Raw genomic sequence first — 16,996 nt, forward strand, 5'->3', positions numbered from 1 at the left:
CTGCAGTCACTCACAGGATATGATTTCTTTTCAGCAGATTGCTAAAAAACTGATATTCTGAACAGAGTTACGTGGTAACACTGAGATCGCAATGAAATATCAACAACTGGAAAATCTCGAAAGCGGCTGGAAATGGAAGTACCTGGTCAAAAAGCACCGTGAAGGGGAGCTGATCACCTGCTACATAGAAGCCAGCGCTGCGCAAGAAGCCGTGGATATTTTGCTGACCCTCGAAAATGAACCGGTACAGGTCAATGGCTGGATTGAGAAGCACATTAATCCTGCGTTGTTAAATCGGATGAAGCAAACTATCCGCGCGCGACGTAAACGGCATTTTAATGCTGAGCATCAGCATACCCGGAAAAAATCCATCGACCTGGAGTTCGTGGTCTGGCAGCGTCTGGCCGGGCTGGCACAACGGCGTGGTAAGACCCTGTCGGAAACTATCGTGCAGCTGATTGAGGATGCCGAACATAAAGAGAAGTACGCCAACCAGATGTCGTCGCTGAAAAATGACCTTCAGGCGTTGTTGGGCAAAAAATAGATTTTTGTTTTCTTCAGACAATAAAAAACCCCGCATGGCGGGGTTTTTTTATAAGACGATAACTTATGCCGCTGGCTGAGTTACAACGTCTTTAACGCCTTTAACTTCGATCTCTACGCGACGATCTGGTGCCAGGCAGTCGATCAGTGCAGCGCGAGCTTTAACGTTGTCACAGGTGTTGCCAGTAACTGGGTTAGATTCGCCCATACCACGTGGGGAGATCTTGTTAGCTGGGATACCTTTAGAGATCAGGTAATCAACAACAGACTGAGCACGTTTCTCAGACAGTTTCTGGTTGTAAGCGTCAGAACCGATGCGGTCGGTGAAGCCCAGAACCACTACAGAACCGTCTTTAGGATCCAGGTTGCTCAGCTGGGTGTACAGCTGATCCAGTGCCTGCTGACCTTCTGGTTTCAGAGTCGCTTTGTTGAAGTTGAACAGAACGTCAGACTTCAGAGTGAAGTGCTTGGTCTGTACTTCTGGAGCTGGAGCCGGCGCTGGAGCAACAACTGGTGCTGCATCTTCCTGCTGGCCGAAACGGTAGGAAACACCTACGCTCAGCATGCCGTTGTCTGGACGAACGCCAACGGTAGCACCGTCACCGATGTTGTTAACCCACTGGTATTCCAGACGGGTAGCGATGTCACGGGTCATAGCCCACTCAACGCCACCAGCGAATACTGGGGAAACGCCAGTGTCATGGTCGTCGCCAGCGATGTTGTTGCTGGAGTCTGCACGCCATACCATGCCGCCCAGACGGGTGTACACGTCCAGATCGTCAGTTACTGGGTAACCCAGTTTAGCGGTCAGCTGAACGCCCTGAGCTTTGAAAGCGCCATTGATGGTGTCGCCTTTGTATGGCATACGACCTAACCAGTCGTAACCCATTTCAAAGCCAACATACGGGTTAACCTGATAGCCACCGAACGCACCTGCACCAAGCTGGCTCTCGTGAGTAGGGCCATCGTTGTTCAGGCTGCTGTTGTACCAGCCAGTGTCATGGAACTGAGACCAGCCCAGTTTACCACCTGCATACCAGGTATTATCTTTCGGAGCGGCCTGCGCTACGGTAGCGAAGCCAGCCAGTGCCACTGCAATCGCGATAGCTGTCTTTTTCATTTTTTGCGCCTCGTTATCATCCAAAATTCGCCATGAAGGTCTCAAGAGAGAATCACGGTTAAATCCTTCACCGGGGGGCGTGGTCAAATATAAATCTACCGATATCTTCGGCTTAGGCCGAGCACCCCTGGCGATGTAAAGTCTACAACGTAGCTGAAAACTTACAAGTGTGAAGTCTGTCAGGCATATGAAAAAAAAAGTTCCGTATACCTATTATTTAACATTTTTAGAACGAATTTTGTGCAATAAAATTAAGGAGAACCGCACCAGACAAGCCTTGCCGCAATTTTGAAGCCGGGAACTAAAACCGCATCCTGCGGTCAAAAAAAATTCCAGGAAAAATCTTAATTTCACTCAATGATACAAATTTGAGTGAATTTTTAGCCCAGAAAGTTGTCCTTTGCGATAAGAATCTGGACGAACCGGGCGCATGATAAACCCGATCGCATTCCCTTCTTCAGCCGCTTCGGTCAGACGAAAATGTTCCTCTTCCGTCAATTCTTCCGGTAACCACCCGATCACCACGCTGTAATTTCCAGTGCGTAACGCACGAATCATCGATTCGACGGTATCGCAGGGAGAAAGCTGGTTGATCTGCATAACCTTTGCCAGCGGCAGGCCCGCAGACTGCACCCATTGGCGGCTCAGTTTTTGCTGCGGCGTCAGCCAGAGCTGCCAGCGTGATTGCTGACCAAGCTGCTGTAATAACGGAAGCAGCAGGAGTTGGGTCAACAGAGGCTGGTCTTCACGGTAAACCACTTCACTAATAAGCCCCGTCGAAGCACCCCCAACGGTGTTCTGCGCGACAGTGCCCGCGGTAGAGGAGAGAGAAGTTGAGCGATTTGCATAGCCTGAAGTGTACATATTCATTCCAGCCCTGTAGTTACTGTATGGATATACAGTAACCCCTGTATGCATAAAGATCAACCTCATTTTCGGAAAGCGACTCGCAAAATTCATTCAATGTTGATGCCCTTCGAAAAATCATCTTGCTCAACGACGCTAAGTTGCCTATTTTCCTGCTAACGGATCCGCTAGTAAGAAATTTCGTTGTTACTTTATGATTTTGAAGGGATATATCATGAAAAAGATATCTTATGAACGGATTTATAAATCCCAGGAATACCTGTCACCACTGGGTGAAATTCATCATCGCGCGCTGTTCGGCGGCTATACCCTGGCAGTGGATGATGCGGTTTTTGCCATGGTGTCAGAAGGTGAGCTCTACCTCCGTGCCTGTGAAGAAAGTGCGAAATACTGTGTGAAAAATGCCGCGTCTTTTTTGACCCTGATGAAGCGGGGCCGTCCGGTGCTTCTCAACTATTACCGGGTGGATGACGGGCTATGGCAGGACAGGGAGCGTCTGCTTCAGCTCTCCACTTTCGCACTTAATGCGGCAAGAAAAGAGCGTTACCAGCGGCATCAGCGCAATCGACTTAAGGACCTGCCAAACCTGACCTTTCAGCTGGAAGTGTTGCTCGTTGAAGCGGGCATCACCAACGAAGAAACGCTGCGGGCGCTTGGCGCAAGGGAGAGCTGGCTGAAGATGCGGGCGAAAAATAAAGCGCTGAGTATCAAAGTGCTATTCGCGCTGGAAGGGGCGATCGAGGGGCTGCATGAGGCGGCACTCCCGGCCGGCATTCGCCGGGAGTTGACGGAGTGGTTTAATGCGCTGCCTGAGCCACAGGAGAATCACTCCTCCAGGTAGCGATTTGCTGTTGCAGCCGGCAAATTTCTGGCAGCAGGGCGATGAGCAGGCCAATCTGCTGTAACACCAGGGGCGCTTTGCTGTCGTTTCCAGGCTCAAGATGCGCAATACGTTGGGTAAGTTCATCCAGCGCCTGTCTCACGCGCGGTTCATCGGCTGGCCGGTGATGCAGTGCATCATCGACATAACAGACTGCGTCATCCAGCAGGTTGAGGATGCCCGGGTTGGTGAGTTTTTCGCGGTGGGCGCCCAGCGTGGAAATATAGCTAGTGAAGGTATGGTTCAGGCAGAGCAGCCGGAAAGCCGTCTCACGAATCTCGGCCGTGGCGCGAGGCTCCGTTGACATGTTAGAGACCACCGAGGCCAGTTCCGCATCGCTGTTGTGCGCATCGCGGCGCGCTATCCGGTAAGCCAGGCGGTTATCGCGGCCCTGATGATACTGCTCAAGGATGGCATCCAGGTATCGGCAGTTGGCGTTCATAGCCCTGTCTAACACGCGCGGTAGATTACGGAAACGCCAGTCCGGCCAGATAAAGCTGACGGCGGCCCAGGCGATAGCGCAGCCAATCAGGGTATCGAGTACGCGGGGCAGGGCGACCTCGAACCCTTCACCCAGCAGGTTAAAGCAGAGCAGAACCAGCAGCGTGATGAACATTGTGGCATGGGCGTACTGCACGTTGCGAAACGCGAAGAACAGCACGCCGGTGATCACGATCAGGATCAGCTGTCCTTCAATGGACGGCACGAAATAAAGCACCGGAAGGCCAATGGCGACGCCGACCAGGGTGCCGATAATACGCAATGCCAGGCGGTGTCGGGTGGCGTTATAGTTCGGCTGACAGACAAACAGGCTGGTCAGCAGGATCCAGTAGCCGTGGTGCAAACCGGTTATCTGGATAAAAGCATACCCCACGCATAAGACCAGGGACATTCGCACCGCGTGACGAAACAGCGCCGACTCCGGCGTGAAGTTGCGGCTCAGCCTTAGCCACATATCGCTCACGCTGTGCACGCTGTCATCTGCAAGCTGGTTATCCATCTCGCTGCCCGGCAGTGCCATCGCCTGCTCGGACTCAATCGTCGCCAACTGAGCATCAATCGCCCGCAGGTTGTTGAGCAGAAAACCCAGCGCTTTGATCTGTTCCGGTGACGTTCCGCTGGCCTGCACGCGGTCGAGCGCCGCATCAAGATGGCTAAACACGCGTTCGAAGCGGGAGTCGTGCTGATAGGGCGTGCGCAAAAGAATGGAGCGCGCGAGCTGCTGGCATGCCTGTGACTGCATGGACAGCAGGCGCTGAAAGCGGAACATGACGTCGCTGTAGCGGAACTTCTCGCGCAGGGCGGCATACTGAACGTGTGAGGAGCTGGCGCGCTCATGAATGTCCTGAGCGGCAAAATAGTAGTGCAAGGTTCTGCGCGTGCCGCGCTGGCCGCGATCCCCGCGCAGACGGGTAAGCAGCGAGGCTTTCGTCTGGTTAAGGGTGGCGACCAGCTGGCCGTTTGCCAGCGCCAGATCGTAAAGCGGCGCCTGGCTTTCTTCCTCAATATCCGGGTCGAACAGCCGGGATTTCAGTTCCAGATAATGGGCTAGCTGCTCATAGCTGCGGGCAAGGTTATCCTGCAGAGGACGAACCGGGAAGATTAGGTGGCCGGTTAACGTCAGCAGGTTATACCAGATGGCGCCCAACAGCAGCAGCACAGGCTGCTGATACCACTGGTCGTACAGGGAAACGCCCAGCATGGTGTAGATGGCGATCAGCAGGGCCCCAAAGGCGATAGTGGCATAGCGCTGCCCCAGACCGCCCAGCAAAATAAACCCGCTGGTGGAGAGTGTAAGGCCAAGGGCAAACAGCCACGGCCAGGGGAAAAGTAACTCAACGGACGCGGAGGCGATAAAAAAACAGACGAGCGTAATGACCAGATTCCGCAAACGCCCGGCCAGGCGATCGTCCAGATCCGCCAGCGCTCCGGCCACCACCCCCAGCGTGAGGGGGATGGTGAGCTTGACATCATTCAGCCACCACGGTAGGGCAGCCGTGCCGCAAAGCGCGATAAATATCCTGACGTTGTAGAGCCAGGCGCTGTTCCAGGTATAACGGCGAAGCAGTGGACTTAGCATAAACGCGGCCAGACCTTATTTACTGAAAACGACGACGTGCGTTCGCTTCACGCGCCGCCTGAGCCACTTCGACCGGAACCACCCTGCGCCCGACGGGCCAAAGGGCGATGGCGGCGATCTTAAAGTTCGCGAGCCCGACCGGAATACCAATTATTGAGATGCACTGCGCAATACCGGCAAAAATATGCATGATGCACAGCCACCAGCCGAAGAAAATCAACCACAGAATGTTCAGCAACGTTCCCCCCGTATTCATCAGGGCGCTCTTGCTCTCCGGGTTCAGCTCGTTAACGTGGATAGCTTCGTTACCGTAGGGGATGAACGACAGTTTCGTGATTTCCCAGCAGGAACGGGTCAGGGGAAGCGTGAAAATCAGGACGATGCTCACCAGCGTGGCAAAAAGCCAGGAAAGGGTGGTGGCAAAACCGCCCAGCACAAAATTCAACACATTCAGAACGGTACGCATAAACCCTCACTTCCTTTCGATAAAATTAACGCCCAATGATTGTAACGTTTTTTTAGGCTGGAGCACCTTAAAACTGGCAGTTAAACTGTCAGGTAAATTATCTCTTCGTGGATTTTGCGGGACATGGAACTGAAAGCAACTTCTTTAGGCAAACGCCTGGCGCAACACCCCTATGACAGAGTTGTTCTGCTCAACGCCGGGGTGAAAGTCTCCGGAGAACGCCACGAATACCTTATTCCGTTTAATCAGCTTCTGGCTATTCACTGCAAGCGCGGGCTGGTGTGGGGCGAGCTCGAGTTCGTTCTGCCTGACGACAAAGTCGTGCGCCTTCACGGCACCGAGTGGGCGGAAACCCAGCGTTTCCACCATCATTTGAACGCGCTTTGGCAGCAGTGGAGCCACGACATGAGCGTGATTGCCGCTCAGGTGCTGCAGCAGGTGCTGGACGATATCGCGCAAAGCAACGCGCAGCAAACGTGGCTGACGCGCCAGCAGACCGCCGGTCTGCAGCAAAAGATTCGACAGGCACTTTCGGCGCTGCCTCTCTCCGTGACGCGTCTTGATGAGTTCGACAATTGTCGCGATGCCTGGCATCAGTGCCAGGCCTGGCTGAACGATATGGATAAAAGCCGGCTGGCGCATAACCAGGCCTGGACGGACGCCATGCTCACCCAATACGCCGACTTTTTCAGTACGGTGGAGTCTTCACCGCTCAACCCTGCTCAGGCGCGCGCGGTGGTGAACGGCGAGCAGTCGCTGCTGGTGCTGGCGGGGGCCGGAAGCGGTAAAACGTCGGTGCTGGTGGCGCGTGCGGGCTGGCTTCTCACCACCGGAGAGGCCGTTGCCGATCAGATCCTGCTTCTGGCTTTTGGCCGTAAGGCGGCACAGGAGATGGACGAACGCATCCAGGAACGGCTGCACACCCGGGATATTACCGCCAGAACCTTCCATGCCCTCGCGCTGCATATCATTCAGCAGGGCAGTAAAAAAGTGCCTGCCATCAGTAAACTGGAAAACGACGCGCAGGCGCGACAGGCGTTGTTTATTAAAACGTGGCGTCAGCAGTGCAGTGAGAAAAAGGCGCAGGCGAAAGGGTGGCGTCAATGGCTGGAAGAGGAACTCAACTGGGAGGTGCCGGAGGGCAGCTTCTGGCAGGATGAAAAACTGGCGCGTCGGCTCGGCTCGCGTCTTGACCGCTGGGTCAGCCTGATGCGGATGCACGGCGGCTCGCAGGCAGAGATGATTGAAAGCGCGCCGGAGGCGATCCGCGATCTGTTTTCAAAACGGGTCAAGCTGATGGCTCCGCTATTGAAAGCCTGGAAAACCGCGCTGAAAGAGGAAAATGCCGTTGATTTCTCCGGTCTTATCCATCAGGCGATCGTCATTCTGGAGAAGGGGCGCTTTGTCAGCCCGTGGAAGCATATTCTGGTGGATGAGTTCCAGGATATCTCACCCCAGCGTGCGGCACTGCTCTCGGCGCTGCGGGCGCAAAATAAACATACCTCGCTGTTCGCGGTGGGGGACGACTGGCAGGCCATCTACCGTTTCAGCGGGGCGCAGCTCTCGCTGACGACCGCCTTCCACCACTATTTTGGCGAAGGCGACCGTAGCGATCTGGACACGACCTACCGCTTCAATTCACGGATTGGTGAGATCGCCAACCGCTTTATCCAGCAGAACCCGCACCAGCTGGCCAAGCCGCTAAACAGCCTGCGGGCAGGGGATAAAAAAGCGGTCACCCTGCTGGCGGATGACCAGCTGGAGCCGCTGCTGGACAAGCTCAGCGGCTATGCGAAACCCGATGAACGTATCCTGGTGCTGGCGCGTTATCATCACCTTAAGCCTGCTGCGCTGGAAAAAGCCGCTACCCGCTGGCCGAAACTGCAGCTTGAATTTATGACCATTCACGCCAGCAAAGGGCAGCAGGCCGATTATGTGATTGTGGTGGGGCTGAAGGAGGGCAGCGACGGATTCCCGGCTCCGGCCCGCGAGTCGGTCATGGAAGAGGCCCTGCTGCCGGTGCCGGAAGACTTCCCGGATGCCGAAGAACGGCGTTTGCTGTACGTGGCCATGACCCGCGCGCGTCATCGCGTGTGGCTGCTGTTCAATAAAGAGGAGCCATCCGTGTTTGTCGATATTCTGAAGAGTATTGATGTGCCGGTGGCGCGGAAGCCATAACGGCGTCAGGCAAGATTTCCAGGCCGGGTAGACGTAGCCGCCACCCGGCAAAAAAGCTACTTCAGTCTCTCGGAAAGATAGCGCTGATAGTCCGGAATAAGGATCTCAACCGGCGAGTTAAACTGCGGTGATTCAATGATGAAATCCGCCGTTGACAGGTTCGTCGCCACCGGAATATTCCACACCGTTGCCAGACGCAGCAGCGCTTTGACATCCGGATCGTGCGGAACCGCATTCAGCGGATCCCAGAAGAAGATCAGCACATCAATTTTCCCTTCGGAAATCTGCGCCCCGACCTGCTGATCGCCGCCCATCGGGCCGCTCAGCATCGCATTCACCTCCAGACCCGTTTCGCGCTGGATCAGGTTACCGGTAGTGCCGGTCGCCGAGAGGGCATGCTTTTCCAGCAGCGGCTGATGGCGGCGAACCCAGTTAAGCAGCATTTGTTTACAGTGATCGTGCGCCACCAGCGCAATGTGTTTGCGTTCAGGCAGCGTGCGTGTTGTCAGTTCCATAATCATATCCATCAGGTTAACTGACTACACGATGACGGGAACCGTCTGACGCTGCAAGAGAAAGGCGTAAAAAATGTGGCTTAAGATGAAGGTTGTTGCTTTGCCCACTGTAAAAAACGGGCCCGCGTGTCGGGATCGGCTTGCTGGAACCAGAATTTAAGGCGCTGTTCCGTCAGGCTCTGGGACTGCGGTGGAATGACGTCCAGTTCCGAGACGCCGGATAGCAGCGTACTGTCGTCCGCCATCATGGTAGCAAACTGCGGAAGGGAGGCGCGTTTGCCGGCTTTGTTATAGACCTGCGTTGCGGCCTCGTAGTCCGGGCTTTTTGTGGCGCTGGTCAACGCCAGAATATCCAGCTTGACCGGGATCGGCATTGCATTCCCGTCCAGCAGCTCAACGCGCGGCGAGGCGTCGAAGGCCGCTGATTCCTTCTCCGTTTCAAGGCGAGGCAGGGTAATGTTCACCTGGCTGATTTGCCGGGTATTAAAGCTGACAATCAGCGGCGGAGAGATGTACATCCGCTGCTCATGGTTAGTCAGGCCGATCGCTTTTTCGACCCGGAACACCAGCTGATGTGGCCCGTTATCTAACTCAATGCTGTCAGCCCCGCGCAATAACGAGCTGGAAACCTTTTTCCCATCCAGAACCAGAAGATCAATGTCGCCAGAGAGCCGAAGCGTGGTGGCAAAAACGCAAACCGGCATCGCTAACGCAATCAGAGCAGTGGCAAAACCGGTTTTCATAGAAGGCTCCCGTCAGAGATACTGTCGCCGCATTAATGTATCTAAATCTTTCGATAATCACGTTTACTAACATATAGACATATTTTGCCGTTTTGCCCTCATACATCTGTATGGGATGGATGGTTGAGATGTGCGCTTTGGCGTACACTTTTAAAAAAGCCAGGAGAAAAACCATGAAAGAGAACGATATTGCCGAGATTCTGACATCCACGCGTACCATTGCGCTGGTGGGCGCGAGCGATAAACCCGACCGTCCCAGCTATCGGGTGATGAAATACCTTCTCGATCAGGGCTATCACGTCATCCCGGTCTCACCAAAAGTGGCGGGGAAAACCTTACTGGGCCAGCAGGGTTATGCCACGCTCGCTGACGTGCCGGAAAAAATTGATATGGTCGATGTCTTCCGTAATTCCGAGGCGGCGTGGGAAGTGGCGCAGGACGCGATTGCCGTCGGGGCGAAAACATTGTGGATGCAGCTGGGCGTGATTAACGAGCAGGCTGCCGTGTTGGCGCGGGATGCGGGATTGAAGGTGGTTATGGATCGCTGTCCGGCGATCGATATCCCCCGTCTGGGGCTGGCGAAATAATAAAAAAAAGCCCGTTCATCGGGCTTTTTTTACACGCTTAGTTCCGCAGGCGCGGAGCCTGTAACTGTTTGCGGATAGTCTGAGCAAGTTCATCCATCGTGGGTTGTTCCGGATGCTCTTCCTGCAGCTCGCTACTTAGCTGCGCTTCGGCAAGGTAGGTATGTACGGGTTGTCCGTCGTCACCTTCCATCACCACATGGTACCAGGGTGCAGCGCGAAGCTCTGCGTTCACCGCCAGTTCGTCCGCTGACGGTTCATCAAGGGAATACTCCGGGTCGATATCCACGACCACACCCAAATACCCAAGCAAAGTGTGGCGGACCTGCTGGCCGATACCGAATTTGCTGGCAATCATAGTCACCTCCCGGGAAATACGACTTACACATTAAGTGCGGGCAATATTTCTCTTTTCAAGTTACATGACGCGACAGGCAAACCCTTTCAGATACAGTCCTTCCGGGTAGGTAGCAATCACGGGGTGATCGGCTGCCTGACGGAACTGCTCTATAAATTGTACATCACGACCAGCATCTATTGCGGCATCGGCGATGATTTTTTGGAATAAATCGGTGGTCATCAGCCCGGAGCAGGAGAAGGTGAGCAGCACCCCACCCGGGTTCAGCAGCTGGATGGCCAGCATGTTGATATCCTTATACCCACGGCAGGCGCCCATCAGCTGGCTTTTGTTTTCCACAAACTTTGGCGGATCCATCACGATGACGTCGAACTTCTCGCCCTGATCGCGATATTTACGCAGCAACTTGAAGACGTCGTCGCGTATAAATTCGGCTTTGCTCAAGTCCAGTTTGTTCAGCTCGACGTTCTGTTTTGCCACGTCCAGCGCTTCCTGCGAGGTATCCACGCTGACCACCTGGGCACAGCCGCCCATCAGCGCCGAAACGGCAAAACCGCCGGTGTAGGAGAAGCAGTTCAGCACGCGTTTGTCGGCAACGTACTGACGCGTAGCCAGGCGGCTGTCGCGCTGGTCAAGGTAGTAACCCGTTTTGTGCCCGCCCTGAATATCCACCAGCAGCTTCATGCCGTGCTCTTCAATCGGCAGCAGGGCAGGCGGCAGCTCACCCTTGACCGGGCCCTGCGTCAGCTCCATGCCCTCTTTTTTGCGCACCGCCACGTCGCTGCGGTCGTAAATAGCGCATTCCGGGAACAGGGTTTGCAGGGCGCTAATCAGCGCGGCACGCTGATACTCCGCCCCTGCGCTGAGGAGCTGCAGCACCAGGAAGTTGCCGAAGCGATCGATGGTCACGCCCGGCAGGCCGTCGGACTCACCGGCGATCAGGCGATAGCTGTCCAGCCCGTCGCGCTTTGCCAGCCACTCGCGCCACTGCTGTGCCTGCTGCAGGCGGCGGACGAAGAAGTCAATGTCGATGGTTTCGTCTTTATCGAAGGTCCAGACGCGCGCGCGGATCTGGGAGGCTGGCGAGTAAGCGCCTCGCGCTAACCATTTCCCCTGATGGTCAACAATATCAATGGTTTCACCGAGGCTGGCTTTGCCTTCCATACGGGCAACTGCGCCGGAAAAGACCCAGGGATGACGGCGCAGTAATGATTTCTCGCGCCCTTTGGCTAACACTAAACGTACACTCATAATTTGCTGTTCTGTCGATTTCAGGGAAATGGCGCGTAGAGTAGCACATTCAGCCAGGCGCAATCATCTGCGGATGTCGTTGAGCGTTTCGGCAGATCGTGGAGGAGGTGAGAATGGCCGTGGCGCTGTCACAGTTACAGTCGACTCGCTTACCGATCGGTGAAATCGCATTACAATGTGGGTATCTTTCCAGCTCTCGTTTCACCGCCCGTTTCCGGCAGCACTATGGCTGTTTACCGAAAACGCTACGTTAAGGAGAAGAAAAATGTCAAAAGTCTGCACCATTGCCTGGGTCCACGGCCTTGTTCAGGGCGTCGGGTTCCGCTACAGCACCCAGCGCGAAGCGATGACGCTTGGGCTAACGGGATACGCGCGAAATATGGACGACGGCAGCGTTGAGGTGGTCGCCTGCGGCGACGCGGAGCAGGTTGAAAAACTAATGGCGTGGCTGAAAGCAGGCGGGCCGCGCAGCGCCCGGGTTGATAAGGTCTTAACGGAACCGCATCAACCCGGCAGGGAATATGTGAACTTCGGTATTCGGTATTAAATACACTTCACCGGTTTAGGCAGGCCGGCAATTTTGGTGGCCTGTTTTGCCGGGCCTTTCGGGAACAGGCGATACAGATAGCGGCTGTTGCCTTTTTCTTCGCCAAATTTGTTGGCCATCGCCTTGACCAGCATGCGGATGGCCGGAGAGGTGTTGAACTCGAGATAAAACTCGCGCACAAAACGGACCACCTCCCAGTGTTCGGGGGAGAGGGCGATACCTTCGTTTTCGGCGATTTTCTCCGCCAGCGGCTCGCTCCATAGCGTGGTGTCTTTCAGATAGCCTTCGCTATCGGTCTCAATTTCCTGGCCTGCAAAAATGAACATAGTGCTCTGTCGATAAAGTAAAAAACGCCCCTAGTCTAGCAAATAAGGGGCGGCGTGAGAAACCTCGACCTACAGAAGAAGCTGGAGCAGATTGTTGGCATTAAGCTTTTTCAGCGCGTTGCATTTATACGTCGACACCTGTTTTTCACTCATCTGCGTCATATGCGCGACATGCCGTACCGATTGTCCGTTCACCAGCCTGTCGAGCACGTTGAACTCCATGCCTGTCAGGCAACAATTCAGGGTGCGCACCCGGCGGGGCTCTCTGGCAAGCAGATACGCCGCATCCGCAACGGCAATCCGGTCATCAATGATATATAAGGTCAGCGTGGCAAACCGCTTTCGCAGATGGGTAGCCAGTGCCCAGCCTTTTTCATTGCATACCAGATACACCGTTCCTTCCCAGCGCCTGGCTTCCAGCTCCAGAAGAATGTCGACCAGCGCCAGATGCGTCCCCGCGACGGAAAAGCGGCAGCGAACAACGAGGGTGTCGCAGACCAGCAGCGAACGGCACCACTTTACCGTACCGCTCTCAACCTGAGTCTGAGCGTTACGGCGCAGAAGGGCGTAGCGCAACCCTTCGGCATAAAAACGATTGTTGTCGAGGATGGCGTAACTCACAATGGCCTCTTTATAAGGTACTGGGCGTATAGATAACGCGTAGGGTGCCGGTGTAATCCCCGGCATTTTTGCTGCTGGCAGCAAACGCGGGCGTTTTCAGAATGATGGGGGCGGGGACACAAAGTACGCTCTCCCGTCCACCCGGCAGCACAACCTGACGCAGATATTGCGGGTCATTAGTGCTCTGCCAGATCAGCGTTTTGCCATTCGCCGCGGTTTCTGCTGCGCCCGTTACCGGGTTGATCACCGTAACCTGATAATCGAGCCGATCCCGTGCTTCGGTCTGGCTTCCACCGCGTCGTCTGACGGAAAACGCTCCCTCAGTACGGCCCGTGGCCGCTAAACCGTCATCCTCAAAGCGCAGATAGACGCGCGTGCTGGCGCTGTTTTTACCGTCATACAGGCACATATCCAGCGCGCTCTCGCCCTGGATTTCGCTGCCGCCGGGCCGCCCCGGAAAATTGGTCAGATTGAGGTTAACCAGCGGGGTTGAGTGGGGGAACGCCGGCAGATAAATCTGCTGGTTACCCGGATCGACCACCTCAATGCGTATCGTCGCCTGCCAGCGGGCTATGGTGAGGTAGCCCGGACACCCGACGTTGACATCGTTAAAGTTGCCCCCGCAGTCGGCGCTTCCCCATTCGCGCAGGTTCTGCTTCAGCGTTGCGGTCCAGATGCCCGGCTGGGCGAGCTTATCCAGTTCGCCTTTAACGATGTAAAAATCAAAATAGGGTTCCCGGTTCCAGGCCGAGAGATCGGCGGTACCGCCGCTGACAAAGCTGGCAAAGGTGAAAACTTTGTTGTTGATAAACATATGTTTTTCACCATAGACCTTCACATCTGCTGTTTTATTTGTCGACGTGTGGGTAAAACGCAGCGTAATGGCGTAGGGGGCGGCCGGGTTCGCGCTAAACCAGACCGGCGCTGTCATACACGCTCCGTTCGTCGGGTCGGTGCGGGACTCGCAGGTCAGGGTGTTGCGTCCCCACTTTTGCGGGTCGATAGTGTCGTAACCGCTCGGTTCATGGACCCAGATATCAAAACGCGCAGGCGGCACCGCGCGATCGTAGCTAATCCCTACGCTGGAATTTCTTCCGGCAGGGACGCCCGCCAGCGTCTGACAGCTCCACAGCGTCAAAAAAAGTAAAACAAAGAGGTAGTTGTTCACATCATTTCCCTTTGGTGAGGTGCTCTGCATTCATGGCCGTTGGCCCCGTAGGCACGTTCCGCCCGGCGAGCATCAGTTGCGCCTGGTGCTGGACCGAATCCGGCAGGGCGGAGAAAGTGAGTTCCCGACACGGGATAGACCCGACATAACGCACCACGTCGCGCATGCTTTTCACGCTCAGTTCACACTGATAAAACTGCTGCTGACGCACCAGATAAAGGTTGCGCAGCAGGGCGTCGCTCTGGGCGCTGAAACCGCCATTGCCGAGATCGTTCCAGCCGTTCACGTTCAGCGGTACGCCGCCCACGAACGGCGAATGATGTTCGTCAGTGAGCTGGCCGAGCCAGGTGTAGCGGGTGGTGGTTTGCACGTCCCGGCGAAGCATTTTGCCCGGCACCATAAAGAGCGTCCGGCTCCCGGAACCCTGCGTGATTTCACTGCTTGCGCCTGATGAGACGTTCAGCGACTCATTAACCGTCAGCGTTGTTGGCTGATAACCCGGCACCGCAAAAAGGGCACGGCTGTTGGCCGGGATATCCGCGGTACCGCCGTTATCCAGCGAGACGGCGACGCGTGAATCCCGGGAATCCTCAGGCGTAGCCACGTTTACCGCAACGGCAGAAGCCGGACGTCCATCGCCCCAGCGGCCAAGCCACAGCCCTGAACGCGACAGGGCGAGGGTGGAGCTGTAGTTGCCGCTGCTGCTTAACGTATGGCGCCCATCCTGGCGGTCCCATGCGTCGCTCACCGTCAGGCTGGCGTTACCAAAACGTCCACCCTGGCGCGTATACGCCGAGGCATTGAGCGAATCGCTGTTAATCCCCGACGCGCTCAGCCCGTATTCATTCTCGCCGCGCGCGTCGGCATACCAGTTGTGCGCCACGTTGTAGCTCAGCTGGTTTTTCTGATGCTGCTGGTGCTGCCAGGTTGCACCAAGCGAGGTATAGCCTGACGCATCACCCTGACGCTTATGCGCCAGTGAGAGGCTAACGCTCAGATAGCCGCCTTTGTCTTTCCCGTCGCGAGAGTGGTCGTTGCGCATAAACAGGTTAATGCTGCTGTTGATGTTCAGACCGCGCGCGCTAAAGGTATTACTCAGCCCGCCCTGCCAGGCCTGCGTGCGGGAGCGGGTCATATACACCGGCTCCCACGGCAGGCCGGCATCGTGACGATCGTCATGGTCAGGCAGTTCCCGGCGCGTAACGTAGCGCCCTTCGTTGCGGTTATCCGAATACCCCAGGTTGGCGTACCACGAGCCGACAGGCACGGAGAACATGATCGAGAGGCTACGATAACAGCCGTTGACGGCGTCAAAACCTGCGCTGCGGGTATCACAATTTTCTGCGGATAACGCGTTGCGGTAGAAGCTCAGCGAAAACCCGTCGTTATAGCTGATTTGCTGAATATTGCCGCGTTGGCCCTTGCTACCGTAGAGGTAGCTAAAGCGTGTGCTTAATACCCCGTCGATCGGGCCCGCGTTAAAGCCGCGGCTCCAGTCGAGGGCATTTTCCAGGAAGTGCTGCCTTTTCATGACGGTTGCGCCGCTGGTCAGCGCCAGCGTCGGGGTGACGGGCAGGCGTATACCCGACTGTGCGACCGGGCTGCGTTCATCATTGCGATCGTTATTAGCCGTTTCCCCTGCCTGCATAAACCACTCGACGCGGTCGAATGGCGTAATGCCCGTACGGGTAAACGGAACCTGCTCGGTACGCGTCAGTCGGTTGTTTTCGTATACTGACAGCGTCACGGTATAGCTTCCATCCGGAAACGCGCGCGTATCCAGAGTTTGTGCCCCGGCATTGAGGTAAAAGCTAGCCAGCAGCTCCTTGCCGCGGCGCGCGTCGATACGCGCATCGTGCGAAAGCAGCACCGTAATGGGCGTGCCCTTCGATTGCTGAACCGGGTTGATCCATGCCCGGGTCGAGCCCGTGCGCAGGCCACGTATTTTGCCCAGCGGCAGCTGGCTGAGGTTAATATTCCCCCCGGCGTTGCTGAACAGGTCGCGGGTATCCATCTCGCCTATCTGTAGATAATATTCACGCCATAAATCCTGGCGGAACCAGGCATTGTTAACGGTCATTTCCTGCTGCTGCTGATGACGCGAGCGTTGTCCCAGCCAGGTCCAGTCGAGGTTAAGATAGCCGTCCTGGGTCAGCGCCAGCGCCCCGTTGCCCTGAACGGTGGCAGACTGATAATCCCTGTCGGCAACGAAATTGATATTTTGCTGATGAATCAACGCGTTTTCGCTGTCCTGGGTGGGCTGATACCACTGGTTTTCCTCCGAGGGCTTTGGCAAAAAGCGCTTATCAAAAAACAGGTTTATGCGAGCATTGTTTTCGTCATAGATGATGGCCGCACGGCGGGTTTCGAGATAATCACACCCCGTTGCGGAGCCGTTGCTGCTGCAGGCCAGGTTGCCGTTACGGGCAAGCGGAACGGCCAACGCTGCGGAAACGGAGCCGATAAGGGCAGGATCGTCGTTAAACTGACGTTTGATGGCCGCGACCACGGTTTCAGGTGCGACAAAACTTACCGTTTCAAGATTGATATCGGTTTCGAAAAGGCCAAGCGACTCGCCGTATAAGCTCACCTCTGTCCACATGCGCTGCGTTTTCGCCAGGTCCTCGAATCCGGCCGGGACGGCCATCTCAGCGCAGGCGAGGTGGACAGATGCGGGTAATAAAGCAACAAAAAGGAGAGTATTTCTGTGAAACGCCATGAACGAGCCTCGACATCATCCTGACGTCAG

General features: G+C 55.7%; 17 protein-coding genes and 1 pseudogene. 6 read left to right on the forward strand and 12 right to left on the reverse strand.

Going from position 1 to position 16,996, the window contains the following annotated elements; genetic code table 11:
* Window positions 1-91 precede the first annotated feature (91 nt).
* Entirely contained in the window at window positions 92-544 is a 453-nt protein-coding gene (gene matP, locus IM313_RS18910; RefSeq protein ID WP_023332611.1) for a macrodomain Ter protein MatP, read from the forward strand.
* Window positions 545-607: 63 nt separating this feature from the next.
* Here matP and ompA read toward each other — a convergent pair whose 3' ends face one another.
* Window positions 608-1,663 carry a porin OmpA gene (gene ompA / locus IM313_RS18915; protein WP_108780329.1) on the reverse strand — a complete coding sequence of 352 codons (1,056 nt, stop codon included), beginning with the start codon at window positions 1,661-1,663 and terminating at the stop codon, window positions 608-610.
* 354 nt (window positions 1,664-2,017) lie between these two features.
* Window positions 2,018-2,527, reverse strand: a complete 510-nt coding sequence (gene sulA, locus IM313_RS18920; protein ID WP_028012602.1) for an SOS-induced cell division inhibitor SulA — start codon at window positions 2,525-2,527, stop codon at window positions 2,018-2,020.
* A 217-nt stretch (window positions 2,528-2,744) separates the two neighbouring features.
* Here sulA and IM313_RS18925 point away from each other — a divergent pair, with 217 nt between their 5' ends.
* On the forward strand, window positions 2,745-3,371 hold the full coding sequence (locus tag IM313_RS18925; RefSeq protein WP_048999389.1) for a TfoX/Sxy family DNA transformation protein: 627 nt from the start codon (window positions 2,745-2,747) through the stop codon (window positions 3,369-3,371).
* Here IM313_RS18925 and yccS read toward each other — a convergent pair.
* Together yccS and IM313_RS18935 are read right to left on the reverse strand one after the other, a co-directional pair.
* Entirely contained in the window at window positions 3,328-5,490 is a 2,163-nt protein-coding gene (gene yccS / locus IM313_RS18930) for a YccS family putative transporter (protein ID WP_045261705.1), read from the reverse strand. The two genes, IM313_RS18925 and yccS, sit on opposite strands and share 44 nt — an antisense overlap.
* A 19-nt stretch (window positions 5,491-5,509) precedes the next feature.
* Window positions 5,510-5,956, reverse strand: coding sequence for a YccF domain-containing protein (locus IM313_RS18935; RefSeq protein WP_041910601.1), 447 nt, complete (start codon window positions 5,954-5,956; stop codon window positions 5,510-5,512).
* Window positions 5,957-6,079: 123 nt separating this feature from the next.
* On the opposite strand from IM313_RS18935, the gene helD reads away from it, so the two are divergent.
* Complete coding sequence (gene helD / locus IM313_RS18940; RefSeq protein ID WP_192970872.1) at window positions 6,080-8,134, forward strand: DNA helicase IV; 2,055 nt, start codon at window positions 6,080-6,082, stop codon at window positions 8,132-8,134.
* 56 nt (window positions 8,135-8,190) lie between these two features.
* On the opposite strand, the gene mgsA is transcribed toward helD, so the two are convergent.
* Window positions 8,191-8,649, reverse strand: coding sequence for a methylglyoxal synthase (gene mgsA / locus IM313_RS18945; protein ID WP_041912035.1), 459 nt, complete (start codon window positions 8,647-8,649; stop codon window positions 8,191-8,193).
* Between the two features lie 80 nt (window positions 8,650-8,729).
* Window positions 8,730-9,392: a DUF2057 family protein gene (locus IM313_RS18950; RefSeq protein ID WP_041910599.1), complete on the reverse strand. Its 663-nt coding sequence runs from the start codon at window positions 9,390-9,392 to the stop codon at window positions 8,730-8,732.
* 173 nt (window positions 9,393-9,565) lie between these two features.
* Between IM313_RS18950 and IM313_RS18955 the strand changes: the two genes are divergently transcribed.
* Window positions 9,566-9,979: a CoA-binding protein gene (locus IM313_RS18955; protein WP_028012609.1), complete on the forward strand. Its 414-nt coding sequence runs from the start codon at window positions 9,566-9,568 to the stop codon at window positions 9,977-9,979.
* Window positions 9,980-10,016: 37 nt separating this feature from the next.
* Here IM313_RS18955 and hspQ read toward each other — a convergent pair whose 3' ends face one another.
* A complete protein-coding gene (hspQ, locus tag IM313_RS18960; protein ID WP_008499919.1) occupies window positions 10,017-10,334 on the reverse strand; it encodes a heat shock protein HspQ in 318 nt (105 codons plus the stop codon).
* Window positions 10,335-10,394: 60 nt separating this feature from the next.
* The gene (gene rlmI / locus IM313_RS18965; RefSeq protein WP_192970873.1) at window positions 10,395-11,585 is read right to left on the reverse strand and encodes a 23S rRNA (cytosine(1962)-C(5))-methyltransferase RlmI; all 1,191 of its coding nucleotides are present in this window, start codon (window positions 11,583-11,585) and stop codon (window positions 10,395-10,397) included.
* 22 nt (window positions 11,586-11,607) lie between these two features.
* On the opposite strand from rlmI, the pseudogene IM313_RS22805 reads away from it, so the two are divergent.
* Both IM313_RS22805 and yccX read left to right on the forward strand, forming a co-directional pair.
* A pseudogene (locus IM313_RS22805) lies at window positions 11,608-11,839 on the forward strand (helix-turn-helix transcriptional regulator); the annotation flags it as partial.
* 11 nt (window positions 11,840-11,850) lie between these two features.
* The gene (gene yccX, locus IM313_RS18975) at window positions 11,851-12,132 is read left to right on the forward strand and encodes an acylphosphatase (RefSeq protein ID WP_048999181.1); all 282 of its coding nucleotides are present in this window, start codon (window positions 11,851-11,853) and stop codon (window positions 12,130-12,132) included.
* Here yccX and tusE read toward each other — a convergent pair.
* From tusE to IM313_RS18995, 4 genes are all read right to left on the reverse strand, one after another.
* Entirely contained in the window at window positions 12,129-12,458 is a 330-nt protein-coding gene (gene tusE / locus IM313_RS18980) for a sulfurtransferase TusE (protein ID WP_028012611.1), read from the reverse strand. The two genes, yccX and tusE, sit on opposite strands and share 4 nt — an antisense overlap.
* A gap of 69 nt (window positions 12,459-12,527) precedes the next feature.
* Complete coding sequence (locus tag IM313_RS18985; RefSeq protein WP_045261700.1) at window positions 12,528-13,079, reverse strand: LuxR C-terminal-related transcriptional regulator; 552 nt, start codon at window positions 13,077-13,079, stop codon at window positions 12,528-12,530.
* A gap of 10 nt (window positions 13,080-13,089) precedes the next feature.
* The gene (locus IM313_RS18990; protein ID WP_192970874.1) at window positions 13,090-14,247 is read right to left on the reverse strand and encodes a CfaE/CblD family pilus tip adhesin; all 1,158 of its coding nucleotides are present in this window, start codon (window positions 14,245-14,247) and stop codon (window positions 13,090-13,092) included.
* A 1-nt stretch (window position 14,248) separates the two neighbouring features.
* Complete coding sequence (locus IM313_RS18995; RefSeq protein ID WP_192970875.1) at window positions 14,249-16,966, reverse strand: TcfC E-set like domain-containing protein; 2,718 nt, start codon at window positions 16,964-16,966, stop codon at window positions 14,249-14,251.
* Window positions 16,967-16,996 lie beyond the last annotated feature (30 nt).

The sequence above is a fragment of the Enterobacter cloacae complex sp. P2B genome (assembly GCF_014895985.1).
GTDB lineage: Bacteria > Pseudomonadota > Gammaproteobacteria > Enterobacterales > Enterobacteriaceae > Enterobacter > Enterobacter bugandensis.

What these genes read in the sequence shown, in the direction of transcription:
- IM313_RS18925 (WP_048999389.1), top strand. Translation starts at nt 2,745, where the DNA reads ATGAAAAAGATATCTTATGAACGGATTTATAAATCCCAGGAATACCTG.
- mgsA (WP_041912035.1), bottom strand. Translation starts at nt 8,649, where the DNA reads ATGGAACTGACAACACGCACGCTGCCTGAACGCAAACACATTGCGCTG.
- IM313_RS18935 (WP_041910601.1), bottom strand. Translation starts at nt 5,956, where the DNA reads ATGCGTACCGTTCTGAATGTGTTGAATTTTGTGCTGGGCGGTTTTGCC.
- IM313_RS18950 (WP_041910599.1), bottom strand. Translation starts at nt 9,392, where the DNA reads ATGAAAACCGGTTTTGCCACTGCTCTGATTGCGTTAGCGATGCCGGTT.
- rlmI (WP_192970873.1), bottom strand. Translation starts at nt 11,585, where the DNA reads ATGAGTGTACGTTTAGTGTTAGCCAAAGGGCGCGAGAAATCATTACTG.
- helD (WP_192970872.1), top strand. Translation starts at nt 6,080, where the DNA reads ATGGAACTGAAAGCAACTTCTTTAGGCAAACGCCTGGCGCAACACCCC.
- yccX (WP_048999181.1), top strand. Translation starts at nt 11,851, where the DNA reads ATGTCAAAAGTCTGCACCATTGCCTGGGTCCACGGCCTTGTTCAGGGC.
- yccS (WP_045261705.1), bottom strand. Translation starts at nt 5,490, where the DNA reads ATGCTAAGTCCACTGCTTCGCCGTTATACCTGGAACAGCGCCTGGCTC.
- matP (WP_023332611.1), top strand. Translation starts at nt 92, where the DNA reads ATGAAATATCAACAACTGGAAAATCTCGAAAGCGGCTGGAAATGGAAG.
- ompA (WP_108780329.1), bottom strand. Translation starts at nt 1,663, where the DNA reads ATGAAAAAGACAGCTATCGCGATTGCAGTGGCACTGGCTGGCTTCGCT.
- IM313_RS18955 (WP_028012609.1), top strand. Translation starts at nt 9,566, where the DNA reads ATGAAAGAGAACGATATTGCCGAGATTCTGACATCCACGCGTACCATT.
- IM313_RS18995 (WP_192970875.1), bottom strand. Translation starts at nt 16,966, where the DNA reads ATGGCGTTTCACAGAAATACTCTCCTTTTTGTTGCTTTATTACCCGCA.
- sulA (WP_028012602.1), bottom strand. Translation starts at nt 2,527, where the DNA reads ATGTACACTTCAGGCTATGCAAATCGCTCAACTTCTCTCTCCTCTACC.
- hspQ (WP_008499919.1), bottom strand. Translation starts at nt 10,334, where the DNA reads ATGATTGCCAGCAAATTCGGTATCGGCCAGCAGGTCCGCCACACTTTG.
- tusE (WP_028012611.1), bottom strand. Translation starts at nt 12,458, where the DNA reads ATGTTCATTTTTGCAGGCCAGGAAATTGAGACCGATAGCGAAGGCTAT.